Origin of the sequence: Kaistella montana (assembly GCF_024436175.1) — a bacterium.
GTDB lineage: Bacteria > Bacteroidota > Bacteroidia > Flavobacteriales > Weeksellaceae > Kaistella > Kaistella montana.
Genome location: NZ_JANFQP010000001.1, coordinates 997,584 through 1,013,390 on the forward strand (window position 1 = coordinate 997,584; position 15,807 = coordinate 1,013,390).

General features: G+C 33.2%; 19 protein-coding genes. 11 read left to right on the forward strand and 8 right to left on the reverse strand.

What is annotated here, in order from left to right; all coding sequences use genetic code 11:
* Positions 1-2 precede the first annotated feature (2 nt).
* From NOV28_RS04585 to NOV28_RS04625, 9 genes are all read left to right on the forward strand, one after another.
* Entirely contained in the window at positions 3-1,733 is a 1,731-nt protein-coding gene (locus tag NOV28_RS04585) for a DUF262 domain-containing protein (protein WP_255928050.1), read from the forward strand.
* Between the two features lie 390 nt (positions 1,734-2,123).
* Positions 2,124-2,597: a LexA family protein gene (locus tag NOV28_RS04590; RefSeq protein WP_123904270.1), complete on the forward strand. Its 474-nt coding sequence runs from the start codon at positions 2,124-2,126 to the stop codon at positions 2,595-2,597.
* Positions 2,597-3,862 carry a Y-family DNA polymerase gene (locus NOV28_RS04595; RefSeq protein WP_255928055.1) on the forward strand — a complete coding sequence of 422 codons (1,266 nt, stop codon included), beginning with the start codon at positions 2,597-2,599 and terminating at the stop codon, positions 3,860-3,862. Before NOV28_RS04590 ends, NOV28_RS04595 begins: the two co-directional genes overlap by 1 nt.
* A gap of 98 nt (positions 3,863-3,960) precedes the next feature.
* Positions 3,961-4,449 carry a thermonuclease family protein gene (locus NOV28_RS04600; protein WP_255928057.1) on the forward strand — a complete coding sequence of 163 codons (489 nt, stop codon included), beginning with the start codon at positions 3,961-3,963 and terminating at the stop codon, positions 4,447-4,449.
* A gap of 15 nt (positions 4,450-4,464) precedes the next feature.
* Entirely contained in the window at positions 4,465-5,112 is a 648-nt protein-coding gene (locus NOV28_RS04605; RefSeq protein WP_255928059.1) for an SOS response-associated peptidase, read from the forward strand.
* On the forward strand, positions 5,112-5,399 hold the full coding sequence (locus tag NOV28_RS04610) for a hypothetical protein (RefSeq protein WP_255928061.1): 288 nt from the start codon (positions 5,112-5,114) through the stop codon (positions 5,397-5,399). Before NOV28_RS04605 ends, NOV28_RS04610 begins: the two co-directional genes overlap by 1 nt.
* Complete coding sequence (locus tag NOV28_RS04615; RefSeq protein ID WP_255928063.1) at positions 5,396-5,662, forward strand: hypothetical protein; 267 nt, start codon at positions 5,396-5,398, stop codon at positions 5,660-5,662. The genes NOV28_RS04610 and NOV28_RS04615 overlap by 4 nt, the downstream gene beginning before the upstream one ends.
* Before the next feature lie 51 nt (positions 5,663-5,713).
* A complete protein-coding gene (locus tag NOV28_RS04620) occupies positions 5,714-7,360 on the forward strand; it encodes a phospholipase D-like domain-containing protein (protein ID WP_255928065.1) in 1,647 nt (548 codons plus the stop codon).
* A 225-nt stretch (positions 7,361-7,585) separates the two neighbouring features.
* Entirely contained in the window at positions 7,586-7,972 is a 387-nt protein-coding gene (locus NOV28_RS04625; protein ID WP_255928067.1) for a hypothetical protein, read from the forward strand.
* 255 nt (positions 7,973-8,227) lie between these two features.
* Here NOV28_RS04625 and NOV28_RS04630 read toward each other — a convergent pair whose 3' ends face one another.
* The 4 genes from NOV28_RS04630 to NOV28_RS04645 all read right to left on the reverse strand — a co-directional run bounded on the left by NOV28_RS04630 (position 8,228) and on the right by NOV28_RS04645 (position 12,157).
* Positions 8,228-9,550, reverse strand: a complete 1,323-nt coding sequence (locus tag NOV28_RS04630) for a retropepsin-like aspartic protease family protein (protein WP_255928069.1) — start codon at positions 9,548-9,550, stop codon at positions 8,228-8,230.
* A 154-nt stretch (positions 9,551-9,704) separates the two neighbouring features.
* Entirely contained in the window at positions 9,705-10,211 is a 507-nt protein-coding gene (locus NOV28_RS04635; protein ID WP_255928071.1) for a hypothetical protein, read from the reverse strand.
* An 87-nt stretch (positions 10,212-10,298) separates the two neighbouring features.
* Positions 10,299-10,790, reverse strand: a complete 492-nt coding sequence (locus NOV28_RS04640; protein WP_255928073.1) for an acetate and sugar kinases/Hsc70/actin family protein — start codon at positions 10,788-10,790, stop codon at positions 10,299-10,301.
* Between the two features lie 1,097 nt (positions 10,791-11,887).
* A complete protein-coding gene (locus tag NOV28_RS04645; protein WP_255928075.1) occupies positions 11,888-12,157 on the reverse strand; it encodes a hypothetical protein in 270 nt (89 codons plus the stop codon).
* 274 nt (positions 12,158-12,431) lie between these two features.
* On the opposite strand from NOV28_RS04645, the gene NOV28_RS04650 reads away from it, so the two are divergent.
* Positions 12,432-12,857, forward strand: a complete 426-nt coding sequence (locus NOV28_RS04650; protein WP_255928077.1) for a DUF6943 family protein — start codon at positions 12,432-12,434, stop codon at positions 12,855-12,857.
* 320 nt (positions 12,858-13,177) lie between these two features.
* Here the strand turns inward: NOV28_RS04650 and NOV28_RS04655 are convergent, their stop codons facing one another.
* The 4 genes from NOV28_RS04655 to NOV28_RS04670 form a co-directional block, all read right to left on the reverse strand.
* Positions 13,178-13,456, reverse strand: a complete 279-nt coding sequence (locus NOV28_RS04655; RefSeq protein WP_255928079.1) for a hypothetical protein — start codon at positions 13,454-13,456, stop codon at positions 13,178-13,180.
* Positions 13,446-13,709, reverse strand: coding sequence for a hypothetical protein (locus tag NOV28_RS04660; RefSeq protein WP_255928080.1), 264 nt, complete (start codon positions 13,707-13,709; stop codon positions 13,446-13,448). The genes NOV28_RS04655 and NOV28_RS04660 overlap by 11 nt, the downstream gene beginning before the upstream one ends.
* A 12-nt stretch (positions 13,710-13,721) precedes the next feature.
* A complete protein-coding gene (locus NOV28_RS04665) occupies positions 13,722-14,174 on the reverse strand; it encodes a DUF5675 family protein (protein ID WP_255928082.1) in 453 nt (150 codons plus the stop codon).
* 79 nt (positions 14,175-14,253) lie between these two features.
* Positions 14,254-15,057 carry a hypothetical protein gene (locus NOV28_RS04670; protein WP_116095180.1) on the reverse strand — a complete coding sequence of 268 codons (804 nt, stop codon included), beginning with the start codon at positions 15,055-15,057 and terminating at the stop codon, positions 14,254-14,256.
* 108 nt (positions 15,058-15,165) lie between these two features.
* On the opposite strand from NOV28_RS04670, the gene NOV28_RS04675 reads away from it, so the two are divergent.
* Entirely contained in the window at positions 15,166-15,723 is a 558-nt protein-coding gene (locus NOV28_RS04675) for a thermonuclease family protein (protein ID WP_255928088.1), read from the forward strand.
* The last annotated feature ends 84 nt before the right edge of the window (positions 15,724-15,807 follow it).

Sequence of the window (15,807 nt, forward strand, 5' to 3'; positions counted from 1 at the left end):
CTATGGAAGCAGGAAAACGCACAATTAGAGAAATATTCAACAGAGGGCGTAATTTAGAAATTCCCTTTTTCCAACGGTCTTACGTTTGGGATGAACCACAATGGAAAAGGTTTTTGGAGGATATGGTAATGGTTTCCGAGAATCGCAGTCCGTATTTTTTAGGTTCTGTCATTCTTAAGCAACAAGAAACTTCATCTGATAGAGATGCGGTCCTTACTGTTATTGATGGTCAGCAACGCCTTACTACTCTCAATATTTTTTTGAAAGTACTTTGTTTGATGAATGGTGATGATTCAGATTTTACGGAAACATTCAAAAAGCAACGCGATAAGAAAATCATCTTATTACATAATCATAATGATATTGAATCATTTAATAAAGTAGTTTATCTAACTGAATTGTCCAATTTTACAAATATTTCCGAGAATGACCATATTCTGCAGGCTTATCAGTATTTCAAAAAAAGTATTGAGGAAGAAGAGTTGCTTGAAAAATTAGAATTCTATGATATCTTAGATAATATTCTTTTTGTTGGTATTGATCTTAATTTAGGCGAAGATGAGCAACAAATTTTTGATACTATTAATTCTCTCGGTGTTCGTCTTACTACTGCTGAATTACTTAAAAACTATTTCTTTAAACGAGACGAAATTACCAAGTATAATGAATACTGGAAAGATATTTTTGAAAAGGATGATGATACTTATTTATATTGGGATCGCGAAGTCGTTACTGGTAGAATTCGTAGAACCGTTATTGATCTTTTCTTTTATTCGTATCTTCAAATTAAAATTCAGGAAGATGGCTTAAACGTTAAAACCCAGGACAAAATTGATTTCTCTCGCGTTGAAAATTTATTTGAATCCTATAAAAGATTTATCAAGGATTATGGTTTAAATAAAGATGCAATTCTTAAGGAAATTCGTGAATATGCCTTATTGTTTATTAATAATTTTGATTCAGAAATTGTCAAAGAAGAACTTCCTTCTACTGATGGTATAGAGCGGATAAATGCAATTATTTTCGGCTTGGATAACTCAACCTTATTACCATATGTTTTATACGTCCTCAAAAATGTTGCAAATGAAAACCAAAGAAATGAGCTTTTTGGTTTCTTGGAAAGTTATTTACTTCGAAGACTTGTTGTAAAAGCTACCCCTAAAAATTATAACCAACTCTTTTCAGATCGTTTGATTAATAACCAGATACTTTCAAAAGAGGAGTTTATGGAAATCATTGCACAAAGCGATAATAAAATTAATTTCTTCCCTAATAATGAGCAGCTAAAAGTAGGGTTTGATAATTCTATTATTGTAAATAGTCAAGCAGCTGGTGTTTTATATATGATTGAATCTAAAATTCGCGACAATACAAGACATTCCACTGGCTTACGAGGAATGAAAATGTACTCTCTTGAACATTTAATGCCTAAAAAGTGGATTAATAAATGGAGTCCTGTAGAAACTAAAGAAGAAAAAGATTTCAGAAACTTCAAATTACTTACTTTAGGAAATCTAGCTATTATTACACAATCACTAAACGCATCGATTAGAGATTCAAATTGGGCAACAAAAAAGGACGGTCAAGGAACAAAAGAAGGATTACGACATTTCTCCGGTGGAATTGAAACTCTATCACCATTCCTCGCTATTGAAGAATGGAATGAACTAGAAATTCAAAAAAGAGCTAATTATCTCTATGAAAAAGCAGTTAAGATTTGGCAGGAAGCATAAAAAGTTACTGTATTTATGATAATTGCACAATGCTTATATTTATTCAATTATAAATATTCTACTTCTAACTTTGATATTGGGAAACAATCCTTTATGCAAAGTTTAATGAATTCAAATTATGAATATCGTTTAGAGGTGCAAAAGAATTTTAAAAAGTGTATTTCAAAAGAAAGTGTTGATTGGTAGGAGCCTAAACTAAAATATCCAGGTCGTCATTTCTCAACCCTGCACGTAGCTTCTCTACGCTTGGGATTGCTCATTCCTTGGCTGTATATTTCTCCAACGCTTTTTCTTTTGAGGATAAGTTTTTTATATCTGAAAATGAATAAATTACATTCATAGCTAAGTTTATTTTCCGCATTACTTTGCTTTATTTTCTAACTTTACAAAATGAATCCGAGTAACCCTATAAAACTTTACCGTATTGATAATGAATCAAATATGGCAATTCCTTTGCTTCCAGCAAAGGTCAAAGCAGGTGGTTATGGTAGTTTTGAAAGTCCGGCATTAGATTTTCCGGAGGATTCAATTGACTTACTTAAACTTCTAATTAAGGACAAGGAAACAACCTTTTTTGCCACTGTTACAGGTGATTCTTTAAATGGTATAGGGATTTATGATGGAGATACACTAATCGTCCAAAAAGGACTTTTCCCAAGGGAAAATGATATTGTTGTAGTGTTTTACAATGGCGAATTCTATGTAAAAAGATTTAAGCCAAAATATCATGACAATTCTTTGAAAATAAAGACCATTAAATTAAAGTCCGAGAACCCGGCTTATGATGACATCGATATTACTGAAGATACCGATTTCGAATTATGGGGAGTATCTACTTGGAACCTACATAAACTAAGAAAATAATGTTTGGCTTAATCGACGGAAATAATTTCTACGCTTCATGCGAACGGATATTTCGGCCAGAACTTCGTTCTAGGCCTGTTGTGGTATTAAGCAATAATGATGGCTGCGCCATTGCCCGGAGCAATGAAGCTAAAGCTTTAGGTATCAAAATGGGCGAACCTTATTTTCAATTTAAGGATATTGCAGACAAACACGGCGTTGCCGTATTCTCTGCTAATTTTGTGCTGTATGGTGATATTTCCAACAGAGTTGTAAATATCTGTCGTCGCTATTGCAAGGACATTGAAGTTTATAGTGTTGACGAATCATTTTTAGACTTCCACGGTTACCCTTATATTGACTTGCAGAAACATTGCGAAGAACTACGCGAATTTGTTTTTAAAGGTCTTGATTTGCCTACAAGCATTGGACTGGCTCCAACCAAAACCCTTGCTAAAGTTGCCAATAAAATTGCAAAAAAGTTTCCCGAAAGAACCAATTGTGTCTACATGATAGATACACCGGAGAAAATTGAAAAAGCTTTGAAATGGTTTCCGCTTGAAGATGTTTGGGGTATTGGAAGAAGATATTACGAAAGATTCTCTGCAAGAGGAATAAAAACAGCTTGGGATTTCACCCAACTTCCCGAAGCATTTGTGCAGAAAGAAATGGGTATTTACGGCCTTAGAATGCACAAAGAATTAAGAGGTATTCCTCAGTATGATTTATCAATAAGAAAGCCTAAAAAAGGCATTGCTACTACTAGAACTTTTGACAAAAGAACTTCCGAACTTTCTGAACTAGAGGAAAGAGTATCAACTTTTGCCTTTAAATGTTCCGAAAAATTAAGAAGTCAAAATTCTTGTTGCCGTTATGTTACAGTTTGGATTACTACAGACAGGTTTAAAAAGGATTTAAAGCAGTATAGTAACTCCGTTACTATTACTTTACCCAATCCCTCAAATTCTGCAATTGAGCTGGCTAAAGCCGCTAAAAAAGCACTAAATCAGATTTATTTACCATACTTTCAGTACAAAAAAGCTGGCGTAATGGTAACTGAGTTTGTGCCGGACACTGAAAGAATGACAAGTCTTTTTGATACAGATAATTTTGAAAAGCATCAACCTTTACTGAAAGTAATGGATCGTATGAATTGCCGATTAGGAGCTGATAAAATAAAATTAGCATCTATGGATATCCAAAGGACTTGGAAGATGAACCAAAAGAACCTCTCACCGAGATATTCCACAGAATTAAACCAAATTATCAAAGTAAAAGCAAAATAAAATTATTGTTTATCTTTACTTTAACGTAAAAGATAATAATTGAATGCAAAAAAGAAAAGCTTCGCTTTTTATTTCTACTCATATAATCCGTTCAGAATATGAAAAAAAATTACCCTTTACTTTTGATATTTTTTTTATTCCTTTCCAATTTATTCTGGTCCCAGGTTTCGGGTAAAGTAGTAGGTATTAAAGATGGTGATACCGTTGTTGTTTTGCTTGATGGTAATATTCAAAAAACTTTACGACTTGCAGAAGTTGATTGTCCCGAAAGCAGTCAAGCTTTTGGTAAAAACGCGAAACAATTTACCTCCGGTCAGATTTTTGGGAAAACAATTAGTTTCATAGAAACTGATACTGATCGTTATGGTAGAACCATTGCTAAAATTTATTACGATAATAAATATCTTTCTGCTGAAATCATTAAAGCAGGTTATGGTTGGTGGTTTTACCAGTACTCTAATGACAAAAGTTTAGGTGAGTTACAAAATCTTGCTATGAATGCTAAATTAGGTTTATGGCAAGATCCTAATGCTATTTCTCCTTGGGAATTTCGTAAACAAAAAAGAGAAGCTAATTTTACTAATTGATAAAATCCTATTACTATGTGTTACTTCATTAATACAAGTCTTTCCGAAGAAGAAATAGAAAATTCATACAATGTTCGGTTTGATGGTGAACATTATCAACCAACAGAGTTTCTAAATGGTTTTTCACACTCCCTTGTTCCTGTAATATTAGATGAAGATATAAATATTGCTACTACTGCTTATTGGGGGTTAATACCTTTTTGGGCTAAAAATAAGGATATTAGAAAGCAAACTTTAAATGCAAAGATTGAAACCATTAAAGAAAAACCTTCTTATAGAAATAATTATAACAAAAGGTGTTTAGTTCTTGTTAAGGGCTTTTATGAATGGAAATGGTTAGATGATAAAGGGAAAGAAAAAAACAAGCATTTCCTTACAGTAAAGGATCAGGAAATATTTTCTCTTGGTGGAATTTATAGCCATTGGACGGACACTGAATCAGGAAAAGACATTACAACTTTTTCAATTGTTACTACAGAAGCCAATGAACTTATGGCAGAAATCCATAATACAAAACACAGAATGCCAATAGTTTTGAATAAATCGATTGAAATGGAATGGTTAAAGGATAGAGCTATTGAAGATTTTGCTTTTCCTAACCATGAATCCGAGCTTTTAGCGATAAATTTAGATGCTTCGTCCGACCCTAAAACGCTTTTCTAATGAAATCACAGAAAGAATTAATGGTTATTGCTGTACAAGATTTAATTTTTTGTAGGCAGAATATATTTGATAACATCGTTAATCTTGCTCTAGCTGGTGAACTAAGTCATTTGGCAGATGCTGTTGATATTGGTGAAAAATATGAATTTACATTAAATCATTTTCGAGGATTAAAGGATAATAATGTTAACGCTCTAATTCAAATGTGTGAATTAATTGAAGGGCAAATCCCTGTTCTTATGGACGAAAATGATATAGATATAACCGAATTAAATTTTAACATATGATAGATATTCCTGATTGCGACATAAAATTTCTATTACAATTAAATGAAGAGTATGGTCTTACTAATGTAAATGTTTCCAAAAATTCTAAAATTTTTTCTGATGAATTAATACAAAAAGTGTGTACTGATGGCGAAGAAATGGAAGCGTATTATAACCATATTTATATTATGGAACTTTATGCTGAATTAAAAGAAGCCGCAGAAATTCATGGAGATTTTCGGATATTTATTTCCGAAGGCAAAATTACTGTTGAAATGGTATAGCATTTAACGACAATTACTTTATTCTTTTACATAACTTAAATAAGCCTTCTAATGAATCAAAAATCTACTTTTTTCTTTTTCATATTAAGTCTGTTTTCTTCCTTGGTTTATTCCCAAACAACCATAAAAGAAAAGGATTATTCAATTACTTACAATCCAAATAATATTGAAATTTCATTTGATAAAAGTGTTACTTTCACTGCCTATAATTCAAAATCGCTTACTGAAAAGCAATTCATTGCTGATAGCAATAAAGCTAATTCTTACATTATTACTGATTTTAGTCCTTCTGAATTTATTACTTTCCAATATGTTTTAAATGATGATCTAAATAAAGAATACAATTCCAGTATCATTGCGACGCCTTCGGCATCTTCTGGGGTAATGAATGTTTATTTCAATCATACGGTTAATACTGCTGCAGCTCAATATCAAACTGCTCAAAATCTAGGAAATACTTTGGATGAAATGCTGATCAGTTATATTAATTCTTGTCAAAGTACTTTGGATATTGCAATTTACAATAGTTATTCACCAAGCACTACCTCCGGTATTGCTGGTGCTATTAACAACGCATACAATCGTGGTGTAGTTGTTAGGGTAATTTATGACGGCAGTACTGGTAGCCAAATGATCCCACTCTTAAATCCTTCAATTCCTATTTTGGCTAGCCCTAATAATTCCGATTACGGAATTATGCATAATAAATTCGTAGTGTTTGATGCAAATAGTTCTGATCCGAATAAACCTTGGGTATGGACTGGTTCTACAAACTGGACGGTTGCTCAAATTGATGGTCCCGATAAGAACAATGCAATCGCTATTCAAGATCAAGCTCTTGCTTTAGCATATAAAACTGAATTTGATGAAATGTGGGGAACATCGGATTTACTTCCTGATTATGTAAATTCTAAATTTGGTCCTTTAAAAACCAATAACACACCTCATTCTTTTATCATCGGTGGTAAAGTTGTTAATAGCTATTTTAGCCCTACGGATGGAGTGACTTCACAAATTATTAATGTCATTAATTCGGCAAATACAGACCTCGAAATAGCCACAATGCTTATTACAAACAATGATATTAGGGATGCTTTATTAGACAAATACAATGCTGGTTCTCTTGCTGTTGAAGGTGTTTTTGATACTCAAAACCCTTCAGGTAACGATTTTCTTACCTTACAAAGTGTAATTGGTTCCAATAAAATTGTTCAATATGGGGGTTCTGGTGTAATGCATCACAAATTTTTATTAGTAGATAATTTCAATGCTTCTTCAGATCCAATTATTCTTACTGGTTCGCACAATTGGAGTGCTTCTGCAGAAAACAGGAATGATGAAAATACCATAATCGTTCACGATAAAACAATTGCTGACCAATATTATCAAGCATTCCAATACCTTTATCTTGAAGCCGGTGGCGTACTTGCAGTACCTGAAACAGCTTCAAACAAAAAAAATGTTATTCTTTATCCTAACCCAACAGATGGTTTAGTTTCTTTAAAAGCAGATGGCAGTTTAATGAATTCTAAAGGTAAAATATCCGTGTACAGTGTAGCCGGAACCTTAATAACCGAACGAGATTTTGCAAACGCACATAACGCATCCATTGATTTAAGCAATTATCCTAAAGGACTTTACTTTGTTAATATCACCATCGGAGATCTTAAATACCAATCCAAAATCATCAAAAAATAATCAAAAGAAAGTCTATCTCACCGAGGTAGATTTTTTTATTTTTTGTCAATCTGGTTTTGCTTTTATATTCATTTAATTGCTTTTTTTCATATATTTAAAAAATAAAAATTCACATTCGTTTAAATCAAAAAGCTTTGATATCGTTACTATGGTTTATATTAATACCTTAGAAATTCTTGAATTATTACAAAAACGGAATGAGCCAACAGCAAAAAATTATTAATTATGGAAGAATTAAGAAATACCCTGTGTAAAGTTCCTCAAGAATATATAGATTTAATTAATCAGCTTTTTGAAATCGAAAAGAAAGTATTAAATCTTAATGCGGATAGTTCTATTTTACGAAATGTCAACAAGTTAAAAGGCATAATTGAAGAAGACCTATTCAAAAATTCGGCAAACATTACGGGTTTATCATTTCATAATCCAATAGATGAGCCATACAATGAAACTCGTACAGACTGTGAGGCTACTATTATTGGAGATAGCGTAGAAAATCTATTTATAATTGAAGTTATTAAACCTATAATATATTGTGATTATATTGACAATGATAGACCTGTAAAATCAATAGTACAAAAAGCAATTGTAATTGCAGAATCAAGTAAATAACTAACACCATTTCAAAATATAGAAAACATTATAAACTTTGGTATCAATGTGTTACTACTTATTTCAATTCATTTGATTCTTTTTTTATAAAGTTAAAATTACACCGCTCTGCCACAGCAAATAACATAATTGCAATTATAGTCAATTTGCCAACGCGAACCTTTGCCCTCCACTCCGCACTCCGGAGCTGAAAGCCTGCAGTCTAGAAGTTGGCGAGCACTATTAATCACTTATAATTGTTGTTGCTCATTGTTATTATTCTAAAATCTCCGTTATTTCGTTTTCAGTAAAAGGTACCTTTAAATTCATTAGATTTTTTTTAGAAATCTTCTTTTCACTTATTGTTTTGTTATGATATTTATCGGTAATCTGAGTTGTGAATGTCAAATAATCAAAGTCACATTCTAGTAAAATGTACTTAATGTCATCTGATATAATTAAGTCTCGTAAATAATTAAATGCAATCATTTTATTTGCTTTGTCGACTTCCTTTTTTGAGCCTTCATATGCTATTTTAATTTCAGAATGAAATTCAAAATTGTTGTTAGATATCCGAGCAAATTTTCTAATATATTGTGAAGATTGATCGTTCAGAGTTTTATTTACAGCTTTTTCAATATTTAGTCTTAAATCTTTTATTTTTTTACTATCCGACTTATCTAAACTTTTTAATTTATTATTACCCGTAGTAGTTAGATCAGAACTAAGATTTTTAAAAATCTTAGGTACGTATATCAAGTTTATAGAATTCTCATTATCAATGCTAACTAGCAATTCCAGATCTTTAGACTCCCAAGTTGCATTTCTTTTTTTTTTGGTCTGTGTTATCCAGTAATTTTCCTCTATTTTTTTTACAAGCGATTTATAAATCTCATTTGATTTGACTTCCTTTTCGTAGCCATTACCAGCAGTAAGTTTTTGCAAAACAATCATTGCGATATTGCCTTTATTGTCAAAAAGGACTTTTTGTTTGTCAAATTGAATATCTTTTAAAAAATGATTATTGCTTATCTTTAAGTATTCGAAATCAATTGGCAGAAAGGGATCTTCAGTATTTAAGTTTACTTTACTTAACCCAAAATCTTCGATATCCATAGTTAAATCAATCCCCAAGAATTCTAATTTATTGTAATTATTTGATTGAATAGTTAGTTTTCCTCCATCTATTTCGAAAGTGCCTAACTTTGAAATTGCACTTTGACCTAAAAGTAATGGCGCATTTAATTGATGAACTATACTAGCTTCTACATTGTGTAATATATAACCATCAATATTAATTTCTTTTAGAATAATTTTAGTTCCTTCTTCTACCTCTCCGTTTGCAATTTTATATTGTACACTTCCTATTATGTCCTCATCATTAAGAAGCCCTTGTTTGATTAGAAATTTTGCTTCAGTAATAGAAATTGAAACGTTGGAGGCACCTGTATCAAAAACGAATTTCATAGGTATTCCATTTACTTTGCATGGGATCGTATAAATTCCATTTTCAAAAGTCATTTCAATCACTTTTTGTGAAAAAATGTAATTTGAGGATAAAAAAATAAATGTGAATAGTAGGATAGTTTTCTTTATCATTATTTTAAATTTTCGTTAAAAATAGTCATGATTTCGGTTTCGAATACTTACGTGCAATTCTTTTGAGATAATTAAATTATTAATTTTTCCTCCCATTGAGTCAATTGCTAAATGATATTTAATTATGATGTTGCGACTATTTTTTAAGTAAATTTTATTGACATTTATGCTTTTTAAAAGTATCACTTGCTTCGACGACAAATCTATAATCACTAATGGTAATTATATATCGAGTCTTACCTCCAAATTTTCCTTGCAAGAAATCAAATTCTCTATCATTTTTGCAGTAAACATTACTAATTGCACTACCATTTGAAGCATTAGTCCGCGTATAATGAATTAACTTTAGTTTTGATATTCCATCTTTTAATTCGAGGTATTTATCAACATCCGTAGTGTTAAAAGTCACATAATTAAAATAATTATTATCACCATTATAAATAATAAGTGAAGTATCAGGCTTCGTTGGGTATTCATAAGTATACTTTTCGCCCCCTTCCTCTTGGTAATTCGAAAAAATGAAACCTTTACTTAGCAACATTGTTTCTGCATTTTCAGATTTTGCCTCAAATATTTGTATTAGGTAATTTAAATCTATTTGTTGTGCTTTACTTGTAATCGATAAAAGCATAAATAAAAGTGAATAATAAAATTTGTTCATAATATGATTAGTTTGATACGTTATGAAACCTACTTAAATGATAGTGTAAAAACTTCTACTGTGTATTTGAAATTATTATTAATGACTTTATTGAGTTTGATTTAAAATTAAGTCTATAAATTTTTGGGCATTAGGATTGCCATGTTCTTTAGCTAATCCTAATATCGATAAGGCGCTTTCAAGGTTTTCAGTATTACCATTATTTCTATAAATCATTATATAAGAAATCCCAGCAAGCATTTCAAAATCAGATAAATAAACACCTAATTGCTTGGCAGCATCATAGTAAATTATGGTAGAATCATAGTTTTTATTGTTAAACTCCTCATTTGCTAATTTAAAATAATTGATATATTTATTTTCAATAACCTCTCTCTCTCTCTTTTCCTGTCTCTGCTTTCTTGTTAGTTCTCGCTCATTATTATTCCGGTATTGTTTTCCTATATTACTCATTTGATTGCCCCAATACTGAAGAGAATTACTTATTTCGCTATTAGTCTGCGGAACATTTAATTGATTGTACTGAGCAGTGACACTTATGTTAATAATTAACAGTACAAATAAAATTATTTTTTTCATAGTTAAAGTGTTTTTTGATCTCAATGACTCAGGAAATGATAATTATGAAATTAAAATTCTTGTGTATTGAAAATCATTTTAGAACAATTAGTGAATTAGATTTTTTAACATTATTTTTAAATCAAATCAAATTTACGATTTGATAATTGTTTTGCAATGAACCTTACAAATTTAGTACATATTACTATTAATCAATCTATTTTCACATAACAAATCGGAATTTAAATTATTTTAATTATTCAATAAAATATAATTGTCTTAATGAATAACTCGTTTTCTCTTTTTTTCAATTGTTAATTTCATATTTCTGATACTAGTTTACAGCTCTGCCACAGCAAGTAACATAATGGAAATTATACGCACCTGCCATCTGCAAATCCGTTGCCCTCCTCTCCACTTCGTTGCGTTACTGGCAAACCAGCACCATAGTGCCTATAATTTGAAATTATGTTAAATGCTTTCCTGTGGTAGCGGCAAACCCGCTACCAGCCACCGCTTTCCAGCCGCTCGGATATTGCTAATTGAAAAGTTCTGCACCTAATGGAAAAACCCAAGTTGAAATATTCGTCACAAAACGCCCATGTGCCTGCAGTCCATATACTACTTTTTTTCAGCGGAAAGTTCAGTGGTAGTATATGCACTTCGGCACAGCGCACAGCAGTATTCCGGGCGGCGAAAAAAATGCTTATGCCATCACTTTCCCTTTGCCCGCTTTCCCCCACCATCAAGCACCTTTTTCGCCACCCTCCTTACCGCTATTTTTCCAGCACCATAGGGTAGGGATAGTTGAAAGGGATTTGCCTTCGCTTTCCCATGTAACTCCAGCCCATAAACGGCATTCCCTTCTCGGATGCTATGCACCGTTTCATTCCTGCCGTTTATGCGCTTCCGTCACCGCGCACAGCAGTATTCCGGTATTCCAGGTTCTGATTGTGGATTGTTTGTTCTGGATTACCTCCATACAGCTGTCTTTTCCATTTCTTGCCATCGCTTTGAGTGTCGTATTTCTTAGTCATTTACGATGATTATCAAGCATTGAATTTCCTCTTTCGAAGATTTCTTTTCCAACCACTTCCCATGTGCCGATAGCCGATAAACTACTTGTTTTTGGCAAGAAATTTCAGTGGTAGTTTATCCGCTTCCGTCACCGCGCACAGTAGTATTCCGGTATTCCAGGTTCTGATTCTGGATTGTTTGTCCTGGATTACCTCCATACAGCTGTCTTTTCCATTTCTTGCCATCCTTTTGAGGGTAGGCATTCTTAGTCTTTTATGGTTGATTATAAGCAATATTTTCACCTTTTTGACCATTCCATTTTCTGACTTTCCATTTCCGAAATACTCGTTTCCGAAGTGAGATTGATGCATATTCCGAAAGGATTTGTTTCCTCAATCGAAAGGTAGATCACAGAAAAAATAAAAAAAAAAGATAGCAAAATTATGAACAAAGAAAAATGCGCTGACAATATCAAGCCCTACGGGTTTTTTTAAAAAAAGATAGCCGTGAAAAATGAATACGTCTATCTTTTTTTAAAAAAAATATTGCATCCCATTTTTCTTTTTCGTGGATTGAGGGCTTTCTTTTTTTCTTTTTTTTCTTTTAAATAATTTTTGGCGAAGCATAAATTTTTAAACCCAAATTATGCTTAAACACAAAGTACGCACCTACTCAGTGCACGGATCAGCTCCAGAAATGGCACTTTTTATCCTTTCTAGAGGAAGAAATGCAGGTAAACCAATGTTGGAACCTTGCCCGAATTGTCACATCATCTATGTTAATAGTGATGAAGAACGTGAAGTCTATTATTGGACCTTCTACGCATTTTGGAAACATGGATTTTTTCACCCGCATTTGTGTGGTTCTGTTATCGATATGCTCCGCATTTGCGACCTAAAAACCTTGATGCGCCATTTCATTCAACCAGCTTTCGAAAAGGCTTGCACCATGCCGGAAATGACCAAAAAAATCAAAGAAACCTGGCAATTGGAACAGAATCTTTTAGCGCAATCGATGAAAGTTTCCGAGCTCCGTGAAGCTCTTGTTCGAAAATACTATTTGACAATCTGAAAACAAAAATTTCCCTTCGGGGAATTTTTTGTTTTTCCAATCCTCAAAAAAAAATCCTCAAAAAAAAATCTCCCCTGAAAGCTCAACCTCCAGGAATCCCTCACCAAATTCACGACTATTCCAAACCTCACTTTTCCACTTTTTCGAGTGCCACTTATTTCACCCATATCAGCAAGATAAAGCATACATATTTCACCCCTTTTAACAAAACTGTGCAATTGGGTGCAACTAAAAAAATAGGCAAAATAAAGGCCTATCTTATTGACAGGCCAGTGAAATAAAATGTTGTGAAAGTTACTTTTTGCGTACAGATTATCCGACTATTGAACAGTTTCTTCTGATGATGCTTCCGAATTTTTTTCGGATTTTTCGCCATATTCTTCCGAGCTGATAGCGGTCTGACTTACCGCGCCAATGATGGTTCCTCCAAGAAGCAAATATCCACCAAGGGTAACCAATGTTGCTGGCAATGCGACCGGAGCTGCTACCAAGGCACCGCCTATAGCGGATAAACTTAGCCCGATATTTCTAACGATCCTAAACCATTTCGGTGTTGGTGATGCGATTCTGCTTGCTAAATTCATGTTTCTATTTTTCATGATCGTATTTTTTTAATTGGTTAATTTCTAATGTATTGACTCTTTGTTCCAAGTGGTCCACCTTTTTGGTAAGAATGTCATAAGAAGTCTTGAATTCTGTTTTGATGATCAATGCCATCGTTTTCACTTCCGAAATATCCTTTTCCATACTTTTGAAATCGGTGTGCAGCTGCTTGATAAAATAGGCAACAATCCCCAAAAGAACACTACTAATGAATCCAAACAATACGCTTAAGGTTAATTCATTTCCCATGATTTTGAATTTTTAAAATTGAAAATTGTTCTGGATTTCAATCTGATTATCTTTTCCTTTTGCCTTAGACAAAAGTCTTGGATAAACTTGCGTGTATGCATCTCGGCTTTGCAGAACTTGGTAATCACCATCTTTTTTGATATAGGAAAGTCCGACCAATGGACAACCTGCGGTTTCATTGATGGTGTTTCCGATATGAAGATACACGGAATCAAAAGTTGGTAAATCGTCAATCTCAATCATTCCCTGGTGAATGGAGGGTAATTTCTGAGAATACGTCTTATTCATTCCGCCCCAGGTGTTAAGCCTAAGCTGGAATTTCCCTTCCGGAATCGCGGTTTTACTTTTGATCTTTACTTGGCGAATCTTGTCTTCTAAAAGAAAACACTGAAAAATACCGTCAATATATAAGTGGGAAAGTGTGCTTTCTTTTCCCTGTGCTACGCGAACTATTTTTGTGCTCATTGTGACTTTATTTTAAATGTTTAAAATTTTGGATAAAAAAAAGCCTTCCCGGATTGGGAAGGCATTTGAAGATTTTATCCTAAAATACTTCCTCGATTTTGAGACAGTTACCAGTTGCAAAAGGATAATACTGTCCGTTTACTTCCTGGAAGAATTCAATCCCGATACACTGAAGAACCGAAACATCATTTCCTAAAACTGGAGCTCCCGGAAGCTCTGCAGGAATTGTCGATCCGGCATAAACCGCGTTCAACGGAAGATAAGGAGAATAAGTCACCACGCTCAACTCGTTGTTTACATTGTCATCCGGCTCATAAGTTCCGGTGATTGGGTTATAGGAAAAGTCAGCAATGACCGCCAATGCATGAAGTAATCGGAAATGTGTAGCTCCTGCAGGGGAAGAAATTAAATCTGTCGGGTTAAATTCATCAACGATGAAATCTGCTGTATTTCTTTCTACTGCGTGATTGACGTCATATGGAGCGTTGAAGATACCGTTGATGGATTGATTCTTATTGAATTCAAAACCGATCAGGTAATTTCTTTGCGTTGATATTTCTACTTTACGATAACCTCTGGCTTCCGTTCCGTCTTCTAAATTGATACGCTTCATGATGGAAGTTAATCTTCCCGTTACTTGTGTATCAGTGAATTTGCCCATCAACGAAGATAAGGCGGTGCGTACTGCCTTTCCGGCAACTGCGCAACCTCCAAATTCGTTCATGTTTTCGCGAGTTCGCTCAAACTCCGGTGCTGATTTTACTTGTTGAGCGGTAGGACCTCCTACCATTCCGGCAAAAAATCCTTTTTGCCCTTTAATTTTGAAATGTCTTACATCGCCGATTGTTCCGACGTACTTCATAAGACCTTTTTGTCGTGCCATGATTTAAAATTTTGTAATTGATAATTTGAAGAAAAACACTGTTGTCTAGACAGTTATAAATTTCTTGAATTATATTTACAAAAACAATATATAAAATACTGTAAAACAATGCATTACAAAGAATTGACCACGGAAAACCTTCTAAATGAAACATCTCAAACTGAATTATCATCTGCAAAATATTTCAGAATTTCTGGAATCCAAACAGAAACTTTTTGGATTATCGAAAAAGTATTGGACGGTGATACAATTATTGTAAAAGAAGAATTTGGTTCAGAAAGCAAAGAAATCCGCCTGTATGGTTTGGATGCACCCGAAGTACACTTTAGTCGTAAAATGAGAGAGGATGAAGCGAAAAGCCATATCCCGGCTTCGTTATTAAAAGAAATGGGATTGCTTAGTTTAGAATATGTTTTACAAATCGCTCATCCTGGAACTAGGGTAACACTTTTGACTGAGTGTAAGAATCAATTAGACTTCTGGCTGCGCCAATTGGCCTATGTAATTCTGCCTTCCGGCGAATGCCTTAACGAATTATTAATTCAAAATGGATGGGCTAAAGCAAGTAATTCATATTATTGCAGTCTATTGCCTAATTACCAAAATATTAATACATTAGCTAGAACGCAAAAGAAAGGAATTTACAGTTTTATAGATCAGTTTTAAAATGTTGTACTTATGTTGTACTATCTTATAATAAAAAGTAACGAAGTACCCTATTTTAGGACATCCCCAAACGAAGTTCTTATA